This window comes from Lysinibacillus sp. NPDC095746, from assembly GCF_044763535.1.
In the GTDB taxonomy this organism is placed as follows: domain Bacteria; phylum Bacillota; class Bacilli; order Bacillales_A; family Planococcaceae; genus Lysinibacillus.
Genome location: NZ_JBIWGL010000001.1, coordinates 253,155 through 271,290, shown reverse-complemented (window position 1 = coordinate 271,290; position 18,136 = coordinate 253,155). Strand labels below are relative to the sequence as shown.

The following is an 18,136-nucleotide window of genomic DNA, read 5'->3' as shown; positions in this document are numbered from 1 at the left end:
TTGATACGGTGGATAATACGGAATTTGACCGGAACTGAAAATGTTAGGGGGAGAATTTATGTGTGAGTATCATTCAAAATTTAACGAGTTCATGTCGGAATTAAACGCTCAACGGGTCGTGCTGACAAAAGAGTTGTCTCGTTTAGATAAGTATATTAGTAGTATGTATCACGATTTAGAAGGAATCGATCCGTCGGAAGAATACGCTCTAAGCTACGTTACGCAATTACAAGACACGCTTAAAAAGCGTCGAGTAGTGAAGGATGAAATGGCTAGGTTGGACGCTGTTTTGAATCCACTTCGTAATGTATCCGGAGATATTGAAACATCGGTGAACATTCGTAAGAAAGTAAGCAAACGCTGGAAAAGAGATTTTAAGATGATGTTAACATTGGAGGAAGTATTATCGGAGGGTTAAGTTACAGTTGAGGCTAGAGGCGGTTGCAGACGTTTCTAGCCTTTTGTTTTCCTTTGCTAAAGTGTCCGGATGATACGTTCCTGGCGATGTTTAACGTGAATTAGACGCTAATTGAGAATCGACTGATAACCGAGGCGACTTTATTCGGACAAAACGTACCAAAAGTAGTGCATAATTCGGACACCTAAAAAGTGGCTTGGCGCTTAGAGTCGCAAGGGATAGCGCGATTTTAGGCGTCAAATTATTTCTTAGTCTTTAATTACGTTGTAACGAGAACCTTCGCTAATATAGATATTGAATGACATGTCATTTGGCGATATTACTTATTACCCTATTGATAATCATGGCAGCGCTAGCTGACATAGGGCATAGCCCGAAAGGTTTTATCACTTAAAGATTACGAGTCTTTGTTACCACAAATCCTCTACGTCGGCTAAAGCCTCCGTCTCATTACATTATTGATGTTATCTAGCGATTGTAATAATATCGATGTAATAGATAGACGCGGACTTATTTTGCGTTCTTTGCAAAATGAGGACGCAAAGGTTTTAAATGGTTGTTCCAACCAAACGGAAACTTTATCGTTACTGTTGATATTGGGCGATACCCTTACGTAATACTACTGATAAGATAGACAAGACAGCGTGAGATTAGTCATGAGCCTTACAGCGACAAGCGTTTGACTGTGTTTTCTGCTTGGACGTAAAAGGCAGGTAATTCGTCGATTTCGGGACGTAAAAGGCAGGTAATTTTTGAGGAGAAGAAAAGGAGCAGATATGATATGACGACAGATTTCAGAGAACGAATTAGAAACTACCAAAACAGTGGCGATAGATTAGTAATTGACGAAATTTTGTACGGAGCTACCTTTGATTTTATGAATGATCCAACGCGCCAGCATATGCAGATTGGAGATAAGTTAAAGGTAACAATCGATTTACCACGCCATGAGTATTATATTTCATACCACATTCGCGCGCTACGCGATTTCGCTTTGTCAAAATATCGAGGAGAGCGACAAAATGTTGAGACAAGGGAGTTTAGCCGAATACTATCTGTACTAGCGATTGATTACGGAATTGATTTTAAAGGCGAAATCTTACAACATGATGAATGGCAGTATTATTATAGACTGACGCCGGAATTAATTGAAAACTTGCGCGAACTAATGCCACGTATCGAGTCAGAAGTTTTCGGCAGTGATTATTATACATTCAAGATACAATTTAAAAAGTACGAGACTACCATATTAGAACAGTCAGCTAAATTAGCAGAGGCGGAGCGTAAGGTAGAAGTGAATATACTCGAAGCGTTAGAACGAGCATTGAAATATGTAGATGCTTCCCGATCAGAGCGCGAGATTGTTAAATATGTGAATACTGCGTTCTCTACTAAATTCGGAGAGTTAGAACTAGCACGAAATGGTAAACGACGAATTTATCGTAAGGATAGGTATGACACTTTAAGATCGATGCACGTTACATTAAAATTCCCGACAGATTTATATAGAGCGATTTTACCCCAACTTACAGAGAGTAACGTTCATAAACTTACTAAAACTCAACGTGTAGCTGTAGATAAGCTGTATGAAGTAGTAAAGCAAGATAGTGCTGCTGGCGACTTTACCCAATACAGTTGTACTAGGTCCGGAAGTGTAGTAATTACACGCAATTATGCTGCTGAAAAAATAGATATTACTTATGAAAATTTAAGAAAAATGTTATCTCGCATAAAAAAAAGAGTCACAAAATAGCGTATTACTATTCTGTGCCGAGAGGGATAAAACAAGTAAAAAGTTTTCTGTACCAAAGTGTGTAAAAAACGACTTTTAACGGTCTAGTATATGAAGAAGTAATAATGTGATACTTTAGGGCGACAGTTGGTCTATATAGTGAGGGAGTGCAAGGTAATCGTTAAATATGTCTAATCGTTAAATGTGTCTAAGTTGTGAACGTGATTTAAAAAGTTTTATGTTTTAGACGGTTGCAACCAGTATTTTACCCCTTTAGTTATCTATACCTTATGAAGGGAAGTTTAAGCAACAACCGATATTTTAGAGCAGTTTTTATCATAGATAGTGAGGAAGTAAATAACATAAATTCAAGCGGTCCATTCGGGCGGCTTTTTTATTTTGCAAAGTAGTTGAGGAATTTACACAACAAGTTTAGAGGTGGTGAGGAAATGTCAAAATTGAACGCAGCTCAAATCAAGTATTATCGTGAGGAATTAGGATTAACACAGAGCGAGTTGTCGAAGGAATTAGGTATTTCAACAACGATGCTAAGCTCGATTGAACGTGGCGACCGTCGCCTCACACCAATGGTCGCAAATAAAGCGTTTCAAAAATTCGATGAATCACGGCAGCGTTTGGCGAGAGTTATCGCTGAACTAGGCGAACTCGCTGACGGTTTATAAAAATAAAACGGAATCAGAAAAGGAGAAGATATGATATGACAGCATTATCAGCGGGCAAACAATTCGTACAATTAAACCCAACAACACGAGGTAAGGCTATCGCACAAAAACAAAATTACGTAGTAAAAGACGGCAAGCCTTACAGCTTAGAAACCGGAGAATACTTAGGCGATCTTTTCACTCACGATTTAGTACCAAAAATGACGGAATCAAAGTTTCGAGCTATTGAATCTGTACAGGCGTTAGGCTCTCACGAAGAAGAAAACGGAGGCTTTGTATTCGCCTTCTTTCAGCAGTCACGAACAATAATTGAACGTTTCCCTTCATTAAATAACGCTGACATCGCTCGATTAATGTACCTGGGGACATACATCGCATGGAACACAGGACGCTTGCAATACGATAACGGTAAGGTAATCAGTCATGAAGGTTTTGAAAAATTGACTGGCCTTAGTCGCAAACGTGCTCGAGAACTATTCAGTCGTTATTGCCAGGAAGGTATCATTTCAGAGTCGGAAGGAGCGTTGTTTATGAATCCTACCGTCTTTTTCAGAGGAAACATTAAGTCAATTCAATCGCACACAGCGGATTTGCAACATACACGAATGTTTAAGAAAACAGTACGTGATTTATACGATTTATCGAACGGCAGAACGGTCGGACAGCTTGCGCTAGTCTACTCGGTATTGCCGTTTTTAAATTTCGAGACAAATATCGTTTGCCACAATCCGGATGAAACGGACGCTGAACGTTTACAACCGATGAATATTGAAAGTTTAGCGGAGTTACTAGGGTATGCAAATGCTGCGAAGCTGAAAATGACGATGAATCGCGTGAAAATTGACGGAAAAGTAGTGTTTGGATTCTTCGAAAACACGAATGACCGTCGTCAAAAAGGAATCACAGTGAACCCACGCGTAGTATTTGGCGGAAATGGTGAGCAGTTACAAGCAGTAAGAACACAATTTAATCAATTTGGAGGAGTTTAGAAATGAAACTAAAGCAATCTATTACACAAATTGACGTCGCAGAGTATGACGTACAGATCGAAATGGCAGACGGGAGCATTTATGCCGAAACTTTTACTCAGAGCAATGCAGTTTATCCGGCATTTAAAACGCTCATTCGTGTGCTACAACCTTTGAAGGGCGTAGCTGTACACGTTGAAACTGTAAGCAAACCACTTGCTGACGAATACAATGCAACCCAGCAGAATCCGAACGCAGCTTTATTAAATCACTTAAAGATGGTAATTGCGCGACAAAATCTCGATGTCACAATCGAGTGCGTAGCGTAAATATAAACATTTGAAATGAAAAGGAGCAGATATGAAATGACATTAGAATACCTTCATTTAATTGCAAAACTAGCTTACATCGAAACAAGACTTGCGCTTGCTTTGGAAGTAGGTGAGTGCCATGTGTAAAGAACTTACTTGCCGTATCTGCAATGAGACCAAAGCAATCGGGCTATTCCGTAGAGATGTGAAAGATAAAAACGGATATCAAAATATCTGCAGAAGCTGTCGTAGTGAACATCGTCGGGCAAACGGAGAAAAATATCGAGTAAGAGCTAATGCTTATGCAAGAAGAGCAGGCGATAAAATGCCACTCGTTCCCTGGGAGTATATTGCTGAATTATCCAAGCAAGATTGTGTATATTGCGGTATATCGCTCAAATACGAGGGTGTTATTGCGACGTGTGACCATGTTTACCCGTTGAAAGACGGCAAGGCGTATGGAGGAGCAAATATTCCGGCAAATGTTCTTCCGGCATGTAAAAAATGCAATGACAAAAAGAACGGACTTTTTGCGATAGAGGCATTCGATAAATATCCCGAGCGATTCAAACCGGAACTATTACGACCGTTCGTTCAGCGTTTTGTTGGAGGTCTTATTGGCCGCGAACTGACTGACATTGAAGTTGAGCAGATGATAGGACACTTACGAAACGAGGCTACAGAGATCCGACGTAATGAGTCGAAACAAAAGGCGGTGCAATACGCTGTCTAATAATAGAGATTACGAAGCCTGGCGCATACCGAGCTTTTTTATTTTATACGTAGGTGCAGGTCATAACGAGGCTATTAGGCGCTTGAAACAACGAAAAGGTTATAAAGTCATGGCTACGTACACAGACCGTAATGGAAAGTTACACGCGGTGCAATTCAAGATTCCAGACAATTTGCATCGGGGTCTTAAAAATGTACTAAAACGACTCGGAAATGGCGATTATGAGCCTTCCTAATAAATAAGTCGAGGATATATTTTTAAACGCTAGTATCGAAAGAATTGCTTAAATCTATTACCCTATATGGTCAAACGGAAAGGAGTGACGCTAATGCAGATTTATTACAGTAATGACACTGGTGAGCATTGCGTTTACATTGACGAAGAAGAACGTCAGCATCGGATATTTTTACCGCCGGAAGTTGCTACGCTAGATGCTCGATATTTCGTGCAATCAGAGGCGGCAATGTACGTAATTCAACAGCTATTGAAAGGCAGTGATTGATATGGACGAAACATAGCGTTAGGTAATTGAAGATATTAAGGCGTATCTAAAAGAAAACAGTTTTAACTCAATAAATAAATTTTAATTTAAAGGAGATTGGAAATATGACAAAAACAACGAAAAAACAACTTATCGAGGAATACATTCAGAAAGCAGAAGAATTGAAGCAACAAGCAAAGCAATTGCAAGCGAGAACTATCAGTGAAACACGCGAAGAATATCACAAAGTTAAAATCGACGCACGCCTAAGCCCTGAAGGCAAACACTTTGAAAATGAGGCTATTCGACAGTTCTACGCAGAACGCTTTTTACGTGAAATGGATGTCATCAGAACTAAATATGATAAGTATGTCGCAGACGCTAAAAAGTTCGCACTAGAAGTCGTTTCAACGCCGATTGAATTTACAGGTAGTGCTGCTCAAAAAGCGGCTTTTGAGTCGAAGTTACGTGATTTAAAAGTCCGTACTGCATTAATTCCCGATCAAAAGAGCGCAGCAGAAGAAATCGAAAAATTTGTGAGATCACAATCAGACGCTTATTTTGCACAGCAAGTAGCATTGCATTATAGTGACTTAATCGCACCTTTCACAAATACGCCGAGTGCAGATATTAAAACGAAATTAGCGCAGGCATACGAGATGGCAAAGCATAACGCAACGACAGACGAAACGCGGTATGCACAGCAAGTCTTAGATATTGAGGATAATAAACCGCTAGTTTTAACGATAACACAATCGCAGTCTTTCCAAAGCCTTCAAAGTGTAATAGGGCGCCGTGCAGCTAAAAATGCAAACGACCCACAAGCTGAATTAGCGCGATTAGCTGCAGGTGACACCGATGAAAAATCAAAGCATAGTTACGGTGAATTTGAAGAAGAAACAGAACAAACTGAATAACGCAATATTAACGCAAGGCATGACGTTTTTTTAAAATCAAACGTTGTGTCTTTTTTATATGCAAAAAACGCAAGGAGGGTGCGAGAAATGAAAATAAATCAACGCAGACAGGAAGTAACGCAAATACTAGGCGATAACGAAGTAATACTCGCTGCAGCTACGTTTGTAGTTGAAGTAGAGCAAATGCACGGTAATATTTCGAAATTAAAAGTTAAGCAAGCTGAGCAATTACGTTTGCCACTTCTAACAATCGCAATGAGTGACCGAATACAAGCTAATCACGCTCGAAAGCGATTAGAGGCATTAAATGCTGCAATCGAATATGCAAATGGAGATGTGAGCGCACGCAAACGATATATCGCAGCAAGTCAACAAGCTGATCGTTTAGCGGAAATAGTGGCAAAGAGAGTTGATCGCATCCAATGGCCATAAATTTAACAGCCGTATTTAAGATGCGTGACCAAGGTTCGGCGCAAATGCGTAAACTTACGCGGATGATGGATACTATGAACCAATCAAGTCGTATTGTTAGCGAAGGCGTATCGAAAACGAAAAAATCAGTTAGTCAGTTGGGTTCTTCTGCGACATCAGCTTCGAGTAAACTGGGCGAGTTCGCTACGCAAGTTAGCCGATTACATGTAAGTTCTAACGGTTTAAGTGCGTCATTAAAAGGTGCTCAAAGCACACTTATTGGACTAGCCGGAGCATATCTAACGGCACAAGGCGCAGCTAAAGCATTCGACGCGACAATTGGCAATGCAGCACGCTATGAACAGTCAGAGGTCGCAGTCAAGGCGATATTTAACGATGATAAAAAGTCCAATGCGTACATGAAGTTAGTCGATAAGATGGCAATAGATTCACCGTTGCTTAATTCTACCGACATGCTAGCGTCATCTAAATCGCTAGTAGCGATGACTAAAAATGTCGATGAATTAGGTAAAGCATGGTCAATTATCGAGCGGTTAATGGTGCTTGATCCTACGCAAGGTACTGAGGGGGCAACTTTTGCGTTAAAAGAGATGTGGCAAGGTGATTCGTTATCGATGGTTGAACGCTTCGGACTAAATAAAGGTGAACTAAATCGTATTAAAAAGTTAGCAATTCCGCAACAAATAGCGGAGATTAATAAGATGCTAGATGGCATGGGAATTACCCAAAAAACGGTATCATCAATGGGAGAGACAAGTCTCGGATATTGGGCACAAATACAAGAACGAGTCGGAAAGTTCATGCGGCAAGTCGGGAAGATGGGTAACTCTAAATTAGGCGCAACTTTAGGGAAAATCGTCGAGGTGTTAGATAAAGCTGACCTAGATGGTTTAGCAGCCAAACTTGACGGAATGTTGGCAAGCTTAGTAGACAAAGCAATAGCCTTCGGAAAATTCGTCTGGAAGTGGCGTGAGCCAATCTTATATGCAGCAGGAGCAGTCGCTACATTTGCTGGGGCATTAATTGCTATAGGAGCTATATCAATGCTAGCGAATCCAATCTCACTGATCGCCTTTGGAATATCTGCGGTAGTAGTTGGATTCAAAGCTCTTTACGATCATAGCGAACCACTCCAAAATGCCATTAACGCTATCGGTAGCGCATTTAAAGCCGTATCTGAGGTATTTAACAACGGTCTTAAAGGATACGGAACAGCAAGAAATCTGCTCGAAGATGCCGGATTTAGCGAATCCCAAATACAAACAATTCTAAGATTCTCATACTCTTTAAAAGATGCGTTTGATAAAATCAAGAGTTCTTTTAAGGCAGCATCTAAAATATTTGACGGCAAATATGGAGACGCAAGGAACATTCTCGAATCAGCCGGACTAAGTGAAGATCAAATTCGATTAGTTATCAGTTTCTCCTACAAACTAAAAGACGCATTCGATATGGTAAAAGGCGTATTCGACGGCATAGGAACGTTGGTTACTGGCGGTGGCACGGTAGACCTACTAACTGCGCTAGGTTTCTCGTCGGAGACTGCCGGAAAAGTAGACGGTCAGATTAACGGAATCGTATCGAAAATCTCGGAATTTGTAAATAACGTTAAATCTAAATTCGGAGAAGTCCGCGAATATATAGCCGAAAAAATATCGCAGATGTCTACGACGTTTGACCGTTTGAAAGAAATCTTCTCCAAAGTGTGGGACACGTTAGTAGACGTAATAACAGGTGCATGGTCGATTATTGAACCGTTCTTGAGCGGTTTTTGGAATATACTACAGGTGCTCGGCGATGTTGCGATGATCGTATTTAACAACGTTATTTTACCGGCCATTTCGTTCTTAATTCAGCTATTCTCGACTTTGTGGGCGATTGCTCAGCCGATTCTCTCTTTACTTGCTATAGGATTCGAGGCTTTATCTACCGTAATTAAATGGTTATGGGATAACATCCTCGTTCCATTAGTCGACTTTATATTGTCTGGCGTTAAAAATGCGTTTGATGCGCTTACAGGAGCGTTAGAAATAGTACAAGGTGCATTCGAATCTCTCGGCGGATGGATTTCGAATGTATACGGACATATAAAGGATTTCTTCGGCTTTATCAGCAGCGTTAAGTTGCCGGATTGGGTAACTAATGGTATCAGTTCAACCGTTTCATTTGTCGGAAACATGTTCGGTGCTGGTGGCGGTAAAGGTGGCAAGAAATCGCACTACAGCGGATTAGATTCCGTTCCATATGACGGATATTCAGCGCGTCTCCACAAAGGCGAACGCGTATTAACTGCGCGTGAGAATCGGGAATATTCCGAAGGCAAAGGTGGAAACGGTTCGGGTGGCGTAGTTATTACCGGCAATCAGTTCACCGTTCGTGAAGAAGCAGATATTGAAAAGGTTGCGTATCAACTAGCGAAATTAATCGAAAGGCAGGCGACACAAGTTGGCTAAGAACCGCATTGAGTTTTGGTTAAAGGATCGGCATAACGTTTAAACAAATGGCAGGCATCGGCTTTTATAGCGTGCTTGCCATCTTTTTTTATGCCTAATTGCGTAATAACTTAAGGAGGGATGTTATGTACGAACGATTAATCGTAGGGCAGCGCAATGTTAAGCCGTATCTTGTAAGTGATAAGGACATCGCCAGGTTACGAGAGAAATTTAACGGAAAAGAAAAGAAGATACGGGCGGTTGTCCTTCTAGCACAGAATAGCGGCTATATAAAGATGGAAGAAGTGGCGTTCCTATGTAAAATTACGCGCATGACATTATATCGCTGGCGCACGCAGGATAAGACGTTTCAAAAGGAGTGCGATAGGTTGCTTGATAAGGCATTTAAACATACGAGAAATGAGTACAATAGAATAACGCGACGTCGAGTGTTTTCATTAGCGGAATTATGCGGAGGATGGTACGGGTATCGTAACTTGGAGGATATAATCCACGATTTACCGCTATTATAAAATGTTACATTTTTACTCTTTTTGAGAACGTTTTAGGGCGTGAAATATCGGGCAGACGCTTTTTATGGACGCGCCCTTAAAACACTTTGGGAAGTCACATTACTTCGCGATATTGACGCAGTTTTAACGCTCATATAATAGAAGGAACGCGGATTTTGTGCGATTTACATAAGTAAGATAACGTAATGTTAACGCAGATACGCCGGGCAGGCAGTCGGATTGGACGGGGCGGTCCGAAACTCAAGGGGTTCATTACCGATAGAGTACACTTATCTGGTAACGAAAATGAATGCTTACAATCGTTGATATGGCACTATTCTTAAATTACCGTTTGACTGTTACCGTAATTATTGGTACGATATTGGTAACAATAACGGATAAAGGCGGTAATACGATGACAACTTACGGTTATGTACGTGTATCTACAGTTGAGCAGAACGAGGCTCGTCAGCTTGCGACAATGAAGGAGCTAGGCGTTGAGCGTAAGAATGTATTCGTCGATAAAGCGTCGGGGAAGGATACGAACCGTCCGCAATATCAAGAGTTACGCAGCATCATACAAAGTGGCGACTTAATCTATATGGACGACTTGGATCGATTAGGGCGGTCATATGACGATGTAATTGACGAGTGGAAGTATATCACACGGAAGGTAGGTGCGGACATCATTATAACGTCCAATGCAGAGCTATTCGATAGTAGACGGTTTAAGTCTATGGGTGACATCGGTAAGCTATTAGAGGATCAATTCCTATCGATGTTGGCATATGTTGCGGAGCAAGAGCGTAAGAAGAATAAGCGTCGTCAGCGTGAAGGAATCGAAATCGCTAAAGCCAAAGGGAAGTTTAAAGGACGTAAAACGAAGTTAGTTGAAGGCGGAGAAGAAGAAGTCAGACGCAACGCAATCATTAAAGATTATCAAGACGGCGTATCGATCGCAGACATTCGCAAGACTTACAAAGTTGGGACGGGAACAATTTATCGACTGCTTGAACGTGAAGGAATAAAACGATAGCAAAACGATCGATGAACGAATTAAACCTCGTTTGTTGGTCGTTCTTTTTTTTGCGTTGAAAGTGCGTGACCCCCAAAGGCCTCGATTCTGGCTGGCGTCATCTGCCGTTCTGACCTTGCGCGCAATATTTTTTCATTTGGGGGCTATAAAAGGAAAAATAATTAATAAGTAGAATAAATAGGTAGGAGGGATGTAAATGTTATCCATTTTTAAGAAGAAGCCAGGCGGAATTATCCGTCATTTAGCGTTAGAGGATTTTTATAGTACGTTATCTGAGTCGGAAATCGAGGAGATAAAAGATTCGCTGGCTCATCCGTATCAATTAACGACAGGTAAGCCGTACAGACGTGACGATCTTGATAAAGGAGACCGAACTTATGTCGGAGATAGATGGAAATTCCTCTGGTCAATGTCTCAAGGAAGTAACAGCAATTTAAAACGAAAGTTGCTTTTAGAGTCAATCAAATATATCAATAATGATGTTGATCGATACTTTTCACTTCGTGACTTAGCTGAACTAGCGTATAAAGAAGGGGATTACATAGCATGTGAGCGTTACGCACTCGTAGTATTGCCGATGATTAAATCGATTAAAGAAGATCGCATCTTTAATGGGGCACAGGACTTGTTTCCGTTTAAACGATTAGCGATTCTATACGAGAAGCAAGGACGCGTACAAGATGCAATATCCGTAGCAGAAGAAGCATTAATTTATAATCTAAATGATGGTACAAAAGGCGGCTACGAAGGTCGCATCGAGAAATTAAAACGTAAAGCAAACAAAATAAAATAAACTAAAACGATTGAGCTTCGGCTTGATCGTTCTTTTTTGCGCTGTCAAACGCATCGAGAATCGTTGAATCGGATAGTTGATCGTCCTAACTACGTTTGAAAATAGATGTGCAAAAGTCTAATAACTCCTAACGTTATAAGGACTTTCGGGAAAGTGATTATCGATGAAAATAAGTAAAATAATCGTATTTAATAACATGATATTTTACGATAATATTCGTTAAGGTAACGAGGTGAATTATTATGGATGATCGAATTTATACAGGGAAGTACGTACAAGAAAAACTAAAAATCAGTGACAGAAAGCTTGTTCAAATTACGGAATATTTTGTAGCTAGAATAGAGGGCTTTGCTGATTTCGTTGGAAAATGGCGCAAATATACCGAGAGAGAAATCGAATTAATCGACTACTTTCTTCGTAAAACAGAGGCGTTTGACGTAGAAGCATTGATAGCAGACCAAGCGAAAAAATTGTATTTTCCGCATAAATAATCGTTTATTACTTGCTTTTAATAAACGCGATTATTGTCGATTAAGCGTCTATTATAATAGAAGAAACTTACGCTTGCTTACCGATATATGGATAGTGTATATTTGAAACGTAGAGGGTAAAACCAAGTATGCCTCACGTACAATTCGATTATTATAACCGACATACTAATCTGATAATATCCGGTAATTAATTTTATATCCGATAAGAATAACGAGAACCCAGGTACAATCCGTGGTGACTATGCAACAACTGTTTCTCACAACATCATCCACGGTTCTGATTCACTAGCTTCTGCTGAGCGTGAAATCGGCCTATTCTTCGGTGAAGATTTAGTTTAATTCGCAAACTTAAAGAGCAATCTCAATTTCATTTGAGATTGCTTTTTTTTTTTTGCTCTAAAAGGGTGCCGGATCTACTAAAACAGTGGCCGGATCTACTAAAACAGTGGATAGAATTTTCTAGATACATATATAGAATTGTTAAATAATTCTTAGTCATGTAAAATAAAAGATATAATATTCTGATAATTAAGGTGGATGTCTTGGAATCGGAAAGGAGAAATAAAGATCTGTTAGCCAAATATATCACACTCATGCGATAACAGCTAACTGACATGCATCGGTAAAAAACGCCACGTCTTGTGGCATTACCAAAATGACCGACATCATGTAGGCTCTTATGCCGCTGCGCTTTCGCACAAAAAACATCTGTAGGCCTAAGCACAAGCCGATTCCGGACGCCTTGTTTATCTGCACGACAGCGGCAAATATTTTCAGTAGCGAAAGCAAAGTGTCTTCCAATTATGCCTCGGCATAATTGTTTAGCTTAATAATCAAGAATATATTTCATAACATCTAAATACATTGGATGATAGGAAATGAGAGATGACAGTACAAAGGGGATTTTTTTATGAGAGAAGTTGTGATTGTATCAGCTGTTCGTACAGCGGTTGGCAGAAGTAAAGGGGCATTAAGCAATGTTCGAGCAGACGACTTAGCTGCAGATGTTCTGCAGGAAGTAGTGCAACGAGCAGGTATCAATAAGGATCAGGTGGAGGATGTAATCTTTGGCTGTGTAACGCAAACTGCTGAACAGGGCGCAAATATAGCGCGTACTGCATTATTAATGGCAGGCTTTCCGGATAGTGTCCCAGGTGTGACAATTGATCGTCAATGTGGCTCAAGTCAGCAGGCTGTACATTTTGCAGCACAGGCTATTTTAGCAGGGGATATGGATATTGTTATTGCTGGTGGGGTTGAAAGCATGTCGAGGGTGTCAATGGGTTCTAACATGAAGGGTGCCCATACAGGTAAACGATTACAAGACAACTACACAATTATACATCAAGGGTTATCAGCTGAGAAAATAGCGGAAAAATGGAACTTATCAAAAGAACAGCTAAATAACTATGCTTACAATAGTCATAGACGAGCATTAGCTGCAATTGAGGCGGGCCATTTTAAAAAGGAAATACTGCCTGTCCAAGTTACGCAAGAAGACGGCGCAGTTACAACGTTTTCTGTTGATGAGGGTCCTCGGTCAGAAACGACAGTTGATAAATTGAATGGGCTTAAAACAGTATTCCAGGAAGATGGTGTGATTACAGCCGGTAATGCCAGTCAAATGAGTGATGGTGCCTCAGCGGTAGTTATAATGTCTTTAGAAAAGGCACAAGAGCTTGGCATCCAACCGCTTGCTAAAATTGTTTCAAGGGTTGTTGTTGGCTCAGATCCGACGTTAATGCTAACTGGTCCAATTGAAGCAACTAGACAAGCGCTAAAACGTTCAGGTCTTACGATAGAGGAAATGGATACGTATGAAGTGAATGAGGCTTTTGCGCCAGTACCACTTGTTTGGTTACATGAAATTGGCGCAGATCCAAATAAATTAAATCCAGATGGAGGAGCTATTGCCTTGGGGCATCCATTAGGAGCATCAGGTACAAAACTGTTAACAACGATGCTATACAGAATGGAACGAGAAAATTTGCGTTATGGCTTACTAGCAATTTGTGAAGGTATGGGAATGGCGAATGCCACTATTATTGAAAAAATGTAAAAGGGGTTGTGTTTGATGAATGACGTAATAGCAGTTGTAACAGGGGGAGCATCTGGTTTAGGAGAGGCGACGGTTCGTAAAATTGTAGCGGAGGGTGGTAAAGCAGTAATTTTTGATCTTAATGCCGAGCGAGGACATGCACTAGTAGAGGAGCTAGGGGAGAATGTCGAATATGCACGTGTAAATGTCACAAAAGAAGCTCATGTAGCGGCAGGTCTTGAGCAAGCAGTTGCAAAGTTTGGGGCCATTAATGTCACAGTGAATTGTGCTGGAATTGCTGATGCAAGTAAAGTACTTTCAAAGCGTGGTGTACATGCCCTTGATTTATTCGAAAAAGTGATTTCTGTAAATTTAATTGGTACTTTCAATGTTATTCGCCTAGCAGCTGAGAAGATGCAACATAATAAACCAAACGAGGATGGTCAGCGTGGCGTTATTATTAATACGGCATCTGTGGCAGCATTTGATGGACAAATAGGACAAGCAGCATATAGTGCGTCAAAGGGTGGTGTGGCAGCGATGACCTTGCCGATTGCTAGGGAGCTTGCTGAAATTGGGGTGCGTGTTATGACTATTGCTCCAGGGTTAGTAGAGACACCAATGTTTGCATCGTTACCAGAGCCAGCAAGAACAGCACTTGCCCAAATGACACCGTTCCCTAAACGACTTGGGAAGCCATCAGAATACGCGCTATTAGTCGAAAGTATTATCAAAAATGGTTTATTAAATGGTGAAGTAATCCGCTTGGACGGTGCGATTCGTATGCAGCCAAAATAGGGGGGATTTCAAGGTGCTCGCCTCAAACTGAATAAGCTAGGCTGTTCACGGAAATGAGAATGGGCAAAGGCTCCTGTGATTACGCATTTGGGAAGCACGGAAAGTTAAAAGGTATTTGTCCTGCGGCAGCGAGCGAAAAAATGACTTGTTTTATATGGTTCACACTAAGAGTTGTGGGTGAAATAAGTTGAGTGGGGGCTGGTCGACTCCTCGGACGCCCCCATGGAGCTGTGCCCTACGCGTCAGCAAAAAAGCCCCAGCCGAAACGGAAATCAACCACACGTTTTGGTGATGATCCTTTTATATGTAATTATTGGTAGTAGCAGTCAGCCTTGGACGATTCAAAAATTTATATAAACAAAGGGGAGCGTTACTATGCATATGATGAATACACCTTTATTATTAACAAGTTTTTTGGATCGAGCAGAACGATTTTTTCATGCGAAAAAAATATATTCGCGGACAAGCTCTACATTAATTCACGAGTTTACATATAAAGACTATGTAAAACGAACTCGTAAGCTAGCAGATGCCCTTACAAAGCTAGGAATGGAGCGAGGTATGAAGGTAGGTACCTTTGCTTGGAATCACCACCGTCATTTAGAAGCATATTTTGCAGTCCCGTGTGCGGGGGCTGTCTTGCATATGATAAATATTCGATTAGCCCCTGAGCATATTGCTTATGTTATTAACCATGCAGAAGATGAAATATTACTAATTGATGATAACTTAGTTCCACTTCTTGCACCGATTGTCTCACAGCTTAAATCGGTAAAGTATTTTATCGTAATGGGAGATGAGGTTGTGCTTGATAACATCCCATTACCAAATGCTCTATCTTATGAGGCATTACTCGAAGAAGCAAATGAGAATTTTAGATTTCCAGATGATTTAGATGAAAATACACCTGCTGGCATGTGCTACACAAGTGCCACTACAGGAATGCCAAAGGGTGTAGTGTATACGCATCGTAGTATTGTCCTCCATACTATGGCAGCAGGACTCTCCGATAGTATTGCAATAGGCGAGGCTGATGTTTTATTACCTGTCGTACCGATGTTTCATGCAAATGCATGGGGATTTCCGTTTGCTGGTGTATTATTTGGTGCTACTCAGGTACTACCAGGGCCAATGTTTACACCACAGCTATTACTTGATTTAATTGAAACTTATAAGGTAACACTGACTGCAGGAGTACCGACAATTTGGCTTGGGGTATTGCAGGAGCAACGTAAAAATCCTCGTGATTTGTCTTCGATACGGTTGATTGTATGTGGAGGCTCAGCATCGCCGCTCGGTCTAACTCGTGGCTTTGAGGAGGAGCTTAAAATTCCTTACATGACGGGCTACGGTATGACCGAGACATCGCCGCTTGTTAGTATTTCGACGTATTTAACACATATGCAAGATTATACGATGGATGAAAAAATGGATGTTCGTATTACGCAAGGAATAACAGTACCGCTTATTGAAACACGCGTAGTCAATGAAAACGGTGAAGTCCCTTGGGATGGCAAAACAATGGGCGAATTGATAATTAGGGGCCCGTGGATTGCAGCCGAGTATTATAACGATGAACGAACAAAGGAAGCCTTTAAAGATGGCTGGCTTTACACTGGTGATATTGCTGTAGTGACAGCAGATGGTTATATTAAAATTACAGATCGTACAAAAGATTTAATTAAAAGCGGTGGAGAATGGATTTCTTCAGTAGAGCTTGAAAATGCTTTGATGTCCCATCCTAAAGTGTTTGAGGCTGCTGTTATAGCCATTCCCCACGAAAAATGGATTGAACGACCTTTAGCATGTGTTGTACCAAAGCCCGAATATAAGGATTCCATTACGAAATCCGAGCTACTAGAAGATTTACGATCGCAATTCCATAAAACATGGATCCCTGATGATGTAGTATTTTTAAATGAAATACCGAAAACTTCTGTAGGAAAATTCATGAAGGTGAAATTACGAGAAGAATTAAGGGATTATCGAATAGAGGTTTAGGAAACTATAAAAAATGAAGGTGGTGACTAACTACCTTCATTTTTTACGTAAAACATATATAGGCTTATACCCATAACGGGGGGGTTCGGCTTTGTACTAGCAAAAAGTCTATTCCTTACGCAATTATGCCGAGATCTAGCTACGTTTAACGAACGGTAAAGAGAATATTTTAGCTGAATTAATGAAAGAATAAAAAGAAAAATGAAACTATTTTTTCCATTTTGCCGTATAATCATTATTAATGAAAGGGTGTGGACGTATTGATAGCAGAGATGGGGATTATTGCAGGAGTAGTTATTTGTTTAGCAGGTATTTTTACAGATACACATACAAAAAAATAAATTGAAGGCTATTGAAAAGGAAGTAGAGCTAGAGAAGCTAAGATTAGAAACGTATACGTTGGAGACAGAAAAATTACGTCTAGAATTAGAGCAATCCAAAGTGTTATTGTTAGAGGAAAAACAAAACTCAACTAAGTAACTTGGATTTCATGTGAAAGACTATTTCAGGAATGGCACTTTTCCGCTATAATGGAAATACGAAGCTAGAGGGGAAGAAGACCGCATGTCTGATTATGAACAATTTATAGAAGGTATAAAGCGCAAAACAGGAATAGATTTAGCGTTATATAAAGAAGCGCAAATGAAAAGACGATTAACATCTCTGTATGAGAAAAAGGGATATCGTAATTTTGTGGACTTTCTAAAGGTACTTGAACAAGATCGTGATTTAATGAATGAGTTTTTAGATCGCATGACGATCAATGTTTCCGAATTTTATCGTAATGGGAAGCGCTGGGAAGTGTTGCAGAAAAAAATATTTCCGAAATTACTGCAATCTAATAAGCGTCTGAAAATTTGGAGTGCTGCTTGTTCAACGGGTGAAGAACCCTATTCTTTAGTCATGGTATTATCTCAATTAGTGCCATTATCTCAAATTCAAATCATTGCTACTGATTTAGATGAAAATGTAATTCAAAAGGCGAAATTAGGTGTCTATCCAGAGCGCTCATTAGCAGAAGTGCCGAGTGATATTAAAGCCAAATATTTTGAGCAAGAAGGTTCCTTTTATAGGGTCAAGGATGAGATTAAACGTTGTGTGACTTTTAAGAAGCATAATTTGCTTAATGATCATTACGATGCTAATTATGATTTAATTGTTTGCCGCAACGTGATGATTTATTTTACTGAGGAAGCGAAAGATCAGATTTATACGAATTTTAGTAAAGCATTGCGTAAAGATGGAATTTTATTTGTTGGATCAACAGAGCAAATCTTTAATCCATCTCGTTATGAGTTTGAAGTCGAAGATACATTCTTTTATAAACGAAAATAGTTAATAATAGGAGAAAAGCATTCGT

20 protein-coding genes and 1 pseudogene are annotated in these 18,136 nt (G+C 40.2%); all 21 read left to right on the top strand.

Going from position 1 to position 18,136, the window contains the following annotated elements:
* Positions 1-58: 58 nt before the first annotated feature.
* Positions 59-418, top strand: a complete 360-nt coding sequence (locus ACIQ7N_RS01375) for a hypothetical protein (protein WP_402929749.1) — start codon at positions 59-61, stop codon at positions 416-418.
* Between the two features lie 781 nt (positions 419-1,199).
* On the top strand, positions 1,200-2,171 hold the full coding sequence (locus ACIQ7N_RS01370) for a hypothetical protein (RefSeq protein ID WP_402929748.1): 972 nt from the start codon (positions 1,200-1,202) through the stop codon (positions 2,169-2,171).
* A gap of 428 nt (positions 2,172-2,599) precedes the next feature.
* Positions 2,600-2,833, top strand: coding sequence for a helix-turn-helix transcriptional regulator (locus ACIQ7N_RS01365; RefSeq protein ID WP_402929746.1), 234 nt, complete (start codon positions 2,600-2,602; stop codon positions 2,831-2,833).
* A gap of 35 nt (positions 2,834-2,868) precedes the next feature.
* Positions 2,869-3,822 carry a hypothetical protein gene (locus ACIQ7N_RS01360; RefSeq protein ID WP_402929744.1) on the top strand — a complete coding sequence of 318 codons (954 nt, stop codon included), beginning with the start codon at positions 2,869-2,871 and terminating at the stop codon, positions 3,820-3,822.
* A gap of 2 nt (positions 3,823-3,824) precedes the next feature.
* Positions 3,825-4,130: a hypothetical protein gene (locus ACIQ7N_RS01355; RefSeq protein ID WP_402929742.1), complete on the top strand. Its 306-nt coding sequence runs from the start codon at positions 3,825-3,827 to the stop codon at positions 4,128-4,130.
* Positions 4,131-4,251: 121 nt separating this feature from the next.
* Entirely contained in the window at positions 4,252-4,845 is a 594-nt protein-coding gene (locus ACIQ7N_RS01350) for an HNH endonuclease (protein ID WP_402929740.1), read from the top strand.
* Between the two features lie 82 nt (positions 4,846-4,927).
* Positions 4,928-5,080 carry a hypothetical protein gene (locus ACIQ7N_RS01345; RefSeq protein WP_402929738.1) on the top strand — a complete coding sequence of 51 codons (153 nt, stop codon included), beginning with the start codon at positions 4,928-4,930 and terminating at the stop codon, positions 5,078-5,080.
* Positions 5,081-5,173: 93 nt separating this feature from the next.
* Positions 5,174-5,347 (top strand): hypothetical protein, encoded by a 174-nt coding sequence (locus tag ACIQ7N_RS01340; protein ID WP_402929736.1) that lies wholly within the window; start codon positions 5,174-5,176, stop codon positions 5,345-5,347.
* Positions 5,348-5,451: 104 nt separating this feature from the next.
* Positions 5,452-6,243, top strand: coding sequence for a hypothetical protein (locus ACIQ7N_RS01335; protein ID WP_402929734.1), 792 nt, complete (start codon positions 5,452-5,454; stop codon positions 6,241-6,243).
* Positions 6,244-6,330: 87 nt separating this feature from the next.
* Entirely contained in the window at positions 6,331-6,675 is a 345-nt protein-coding gene (locus tag ACIQ7N_RS01330; RefSeq protein WP_402929732.1) for a hypothetical protein, read from the top strand.
* A complete protein-coding gene (locus ACIQ7N_RS01325; protein ID WP_402929730.1) occupies positions 6,666-9,128 on the top strand; it encodes a phage tail protein in 2,463 nt (820 codons plus the stop codon). The genes ACIQ7N_RS01330 and ACIQ7N_RS01325 overlap by 10 nt, the downstream gene beginning before the upstream one ends.
* Positions 9,129-9,253: 125 nt before the next feature.
* On the top strand, positions 9,254-9,640 hold the full coding sequence (locus ACIQ7N_RS01320) for a phBC6A51 family helix-turn-helix protein (RefSeq protein WP_402929728.1): 387 nt from the start codon (positions 9,254-9,256) through the stop codon (positions 9,638-9,640).
* Between the two features lie 394 nt (positions 9,641-10,034).
* The gene (locus tag ACIQ7N_RS01315; protein WP_402929930.1) at positions 10,035-10,655 is read left to right on the top strand and encodes a recombinase family protein; all 621 of its coding nucleotides are present in this window, start codon (positions 10,035-10,037) and stop codon (positions 10,653-10,655) included.
* Positions 10,656-10,851: 196 nt separating this feature from the next.
* Positions 10,852-11,448: a hypothetical protein gene (locus tag ACIQ7N_RS01310; protein WP_402929726.1), complete on the top strand. Its 597-nt coding sequence runs from the start codon at positions 10,852-10,854 to the stop codon at positions 11,446-11,448.
* 242 nt (positions 11,449-11,690) lie between these two features.
* Complete coding sequence (locus ACIQ7N_RS01305; protein WP_402929724.1) at positions 11,691-11,939, top strand: hypothetical protein; 249 nt, start codon at positions 11,691-11,693, stop codon at positions 11,937-11,939.
* A gap of 186 nt (positions 11,940-12,125) precedes the next feature.
* Positions 12,126-12,278 (top strand): nucleoside-diphosphate kinase, encoded by a 153-nt coding sequence (locus tag ACIQ7N_RS01300; protein WP_103977625.1) that lies wholly within the window; start codon positions 12,126-12,128, stop codon positions 12,276-12,278.
* A gap of 571 nt (positions 12,279-12,849) precedes the next feature.
* On the top strand, positions 12,850-13,998 hold the full coding sequence (locus ACIQ7N_RS01295) for a thiolase family protein (RefSeq protein WP_402929722.1): 1,149 nt from the start codon (positions 12,850-12,852) through the stop codon (positions 13,996-13,998).
* 15 nt (positions 13,999-14,013) lie between these two features.
* The gene (locus ACIQ7N_RS01290; protein ID WP_402929720.1) at positions 14,014-14,775 is read left to right on the top strand and encodes a 3-hydroxyacyl-CoA dehydrogenase; all 762 of its coding nucleotides are present in this window, start codon (positions 14,014-14,016) and stop codon (positions 14,773-14,775) included.
* Between the two features lie 375 nt (positions 14,776-15,150).
* The gene (locus ACIQ7N_RS01285) at positions 15,151-16,776 is read left to right on the top strand and encodes a long-chain fatty acid--CoA ligase (RefSeq protein WP_402929718.1); all 1,626 of its coding nucleotides are present in this window, start codon (positions 15,151-15,153) and stop codon (positions 16,774-16,776) included.
* A 272-nt stretch (positions 16,777-17,048) separates the two neighbouring features.
* Positions 17,049-17,256, top strand: a pseudogene (locus ACIQ7N_RS01280) (hypothetical protein).
* Between the two features lie 84 nt (positions 17,257-17,340).
* Positions 17,341-18,111: a CheR family methyltransferase gene (locus tag ACIQ7N_RS01275; protein ID WP_248718458.1), complete on the top strand. Its 771-nt coding sequence runs from the start codon at positions 17,341-17,343 to the stop codon at positions 18,109-18,111.
* Positions 18,112-18,136 lie beyond the last annotated feature (25 nt).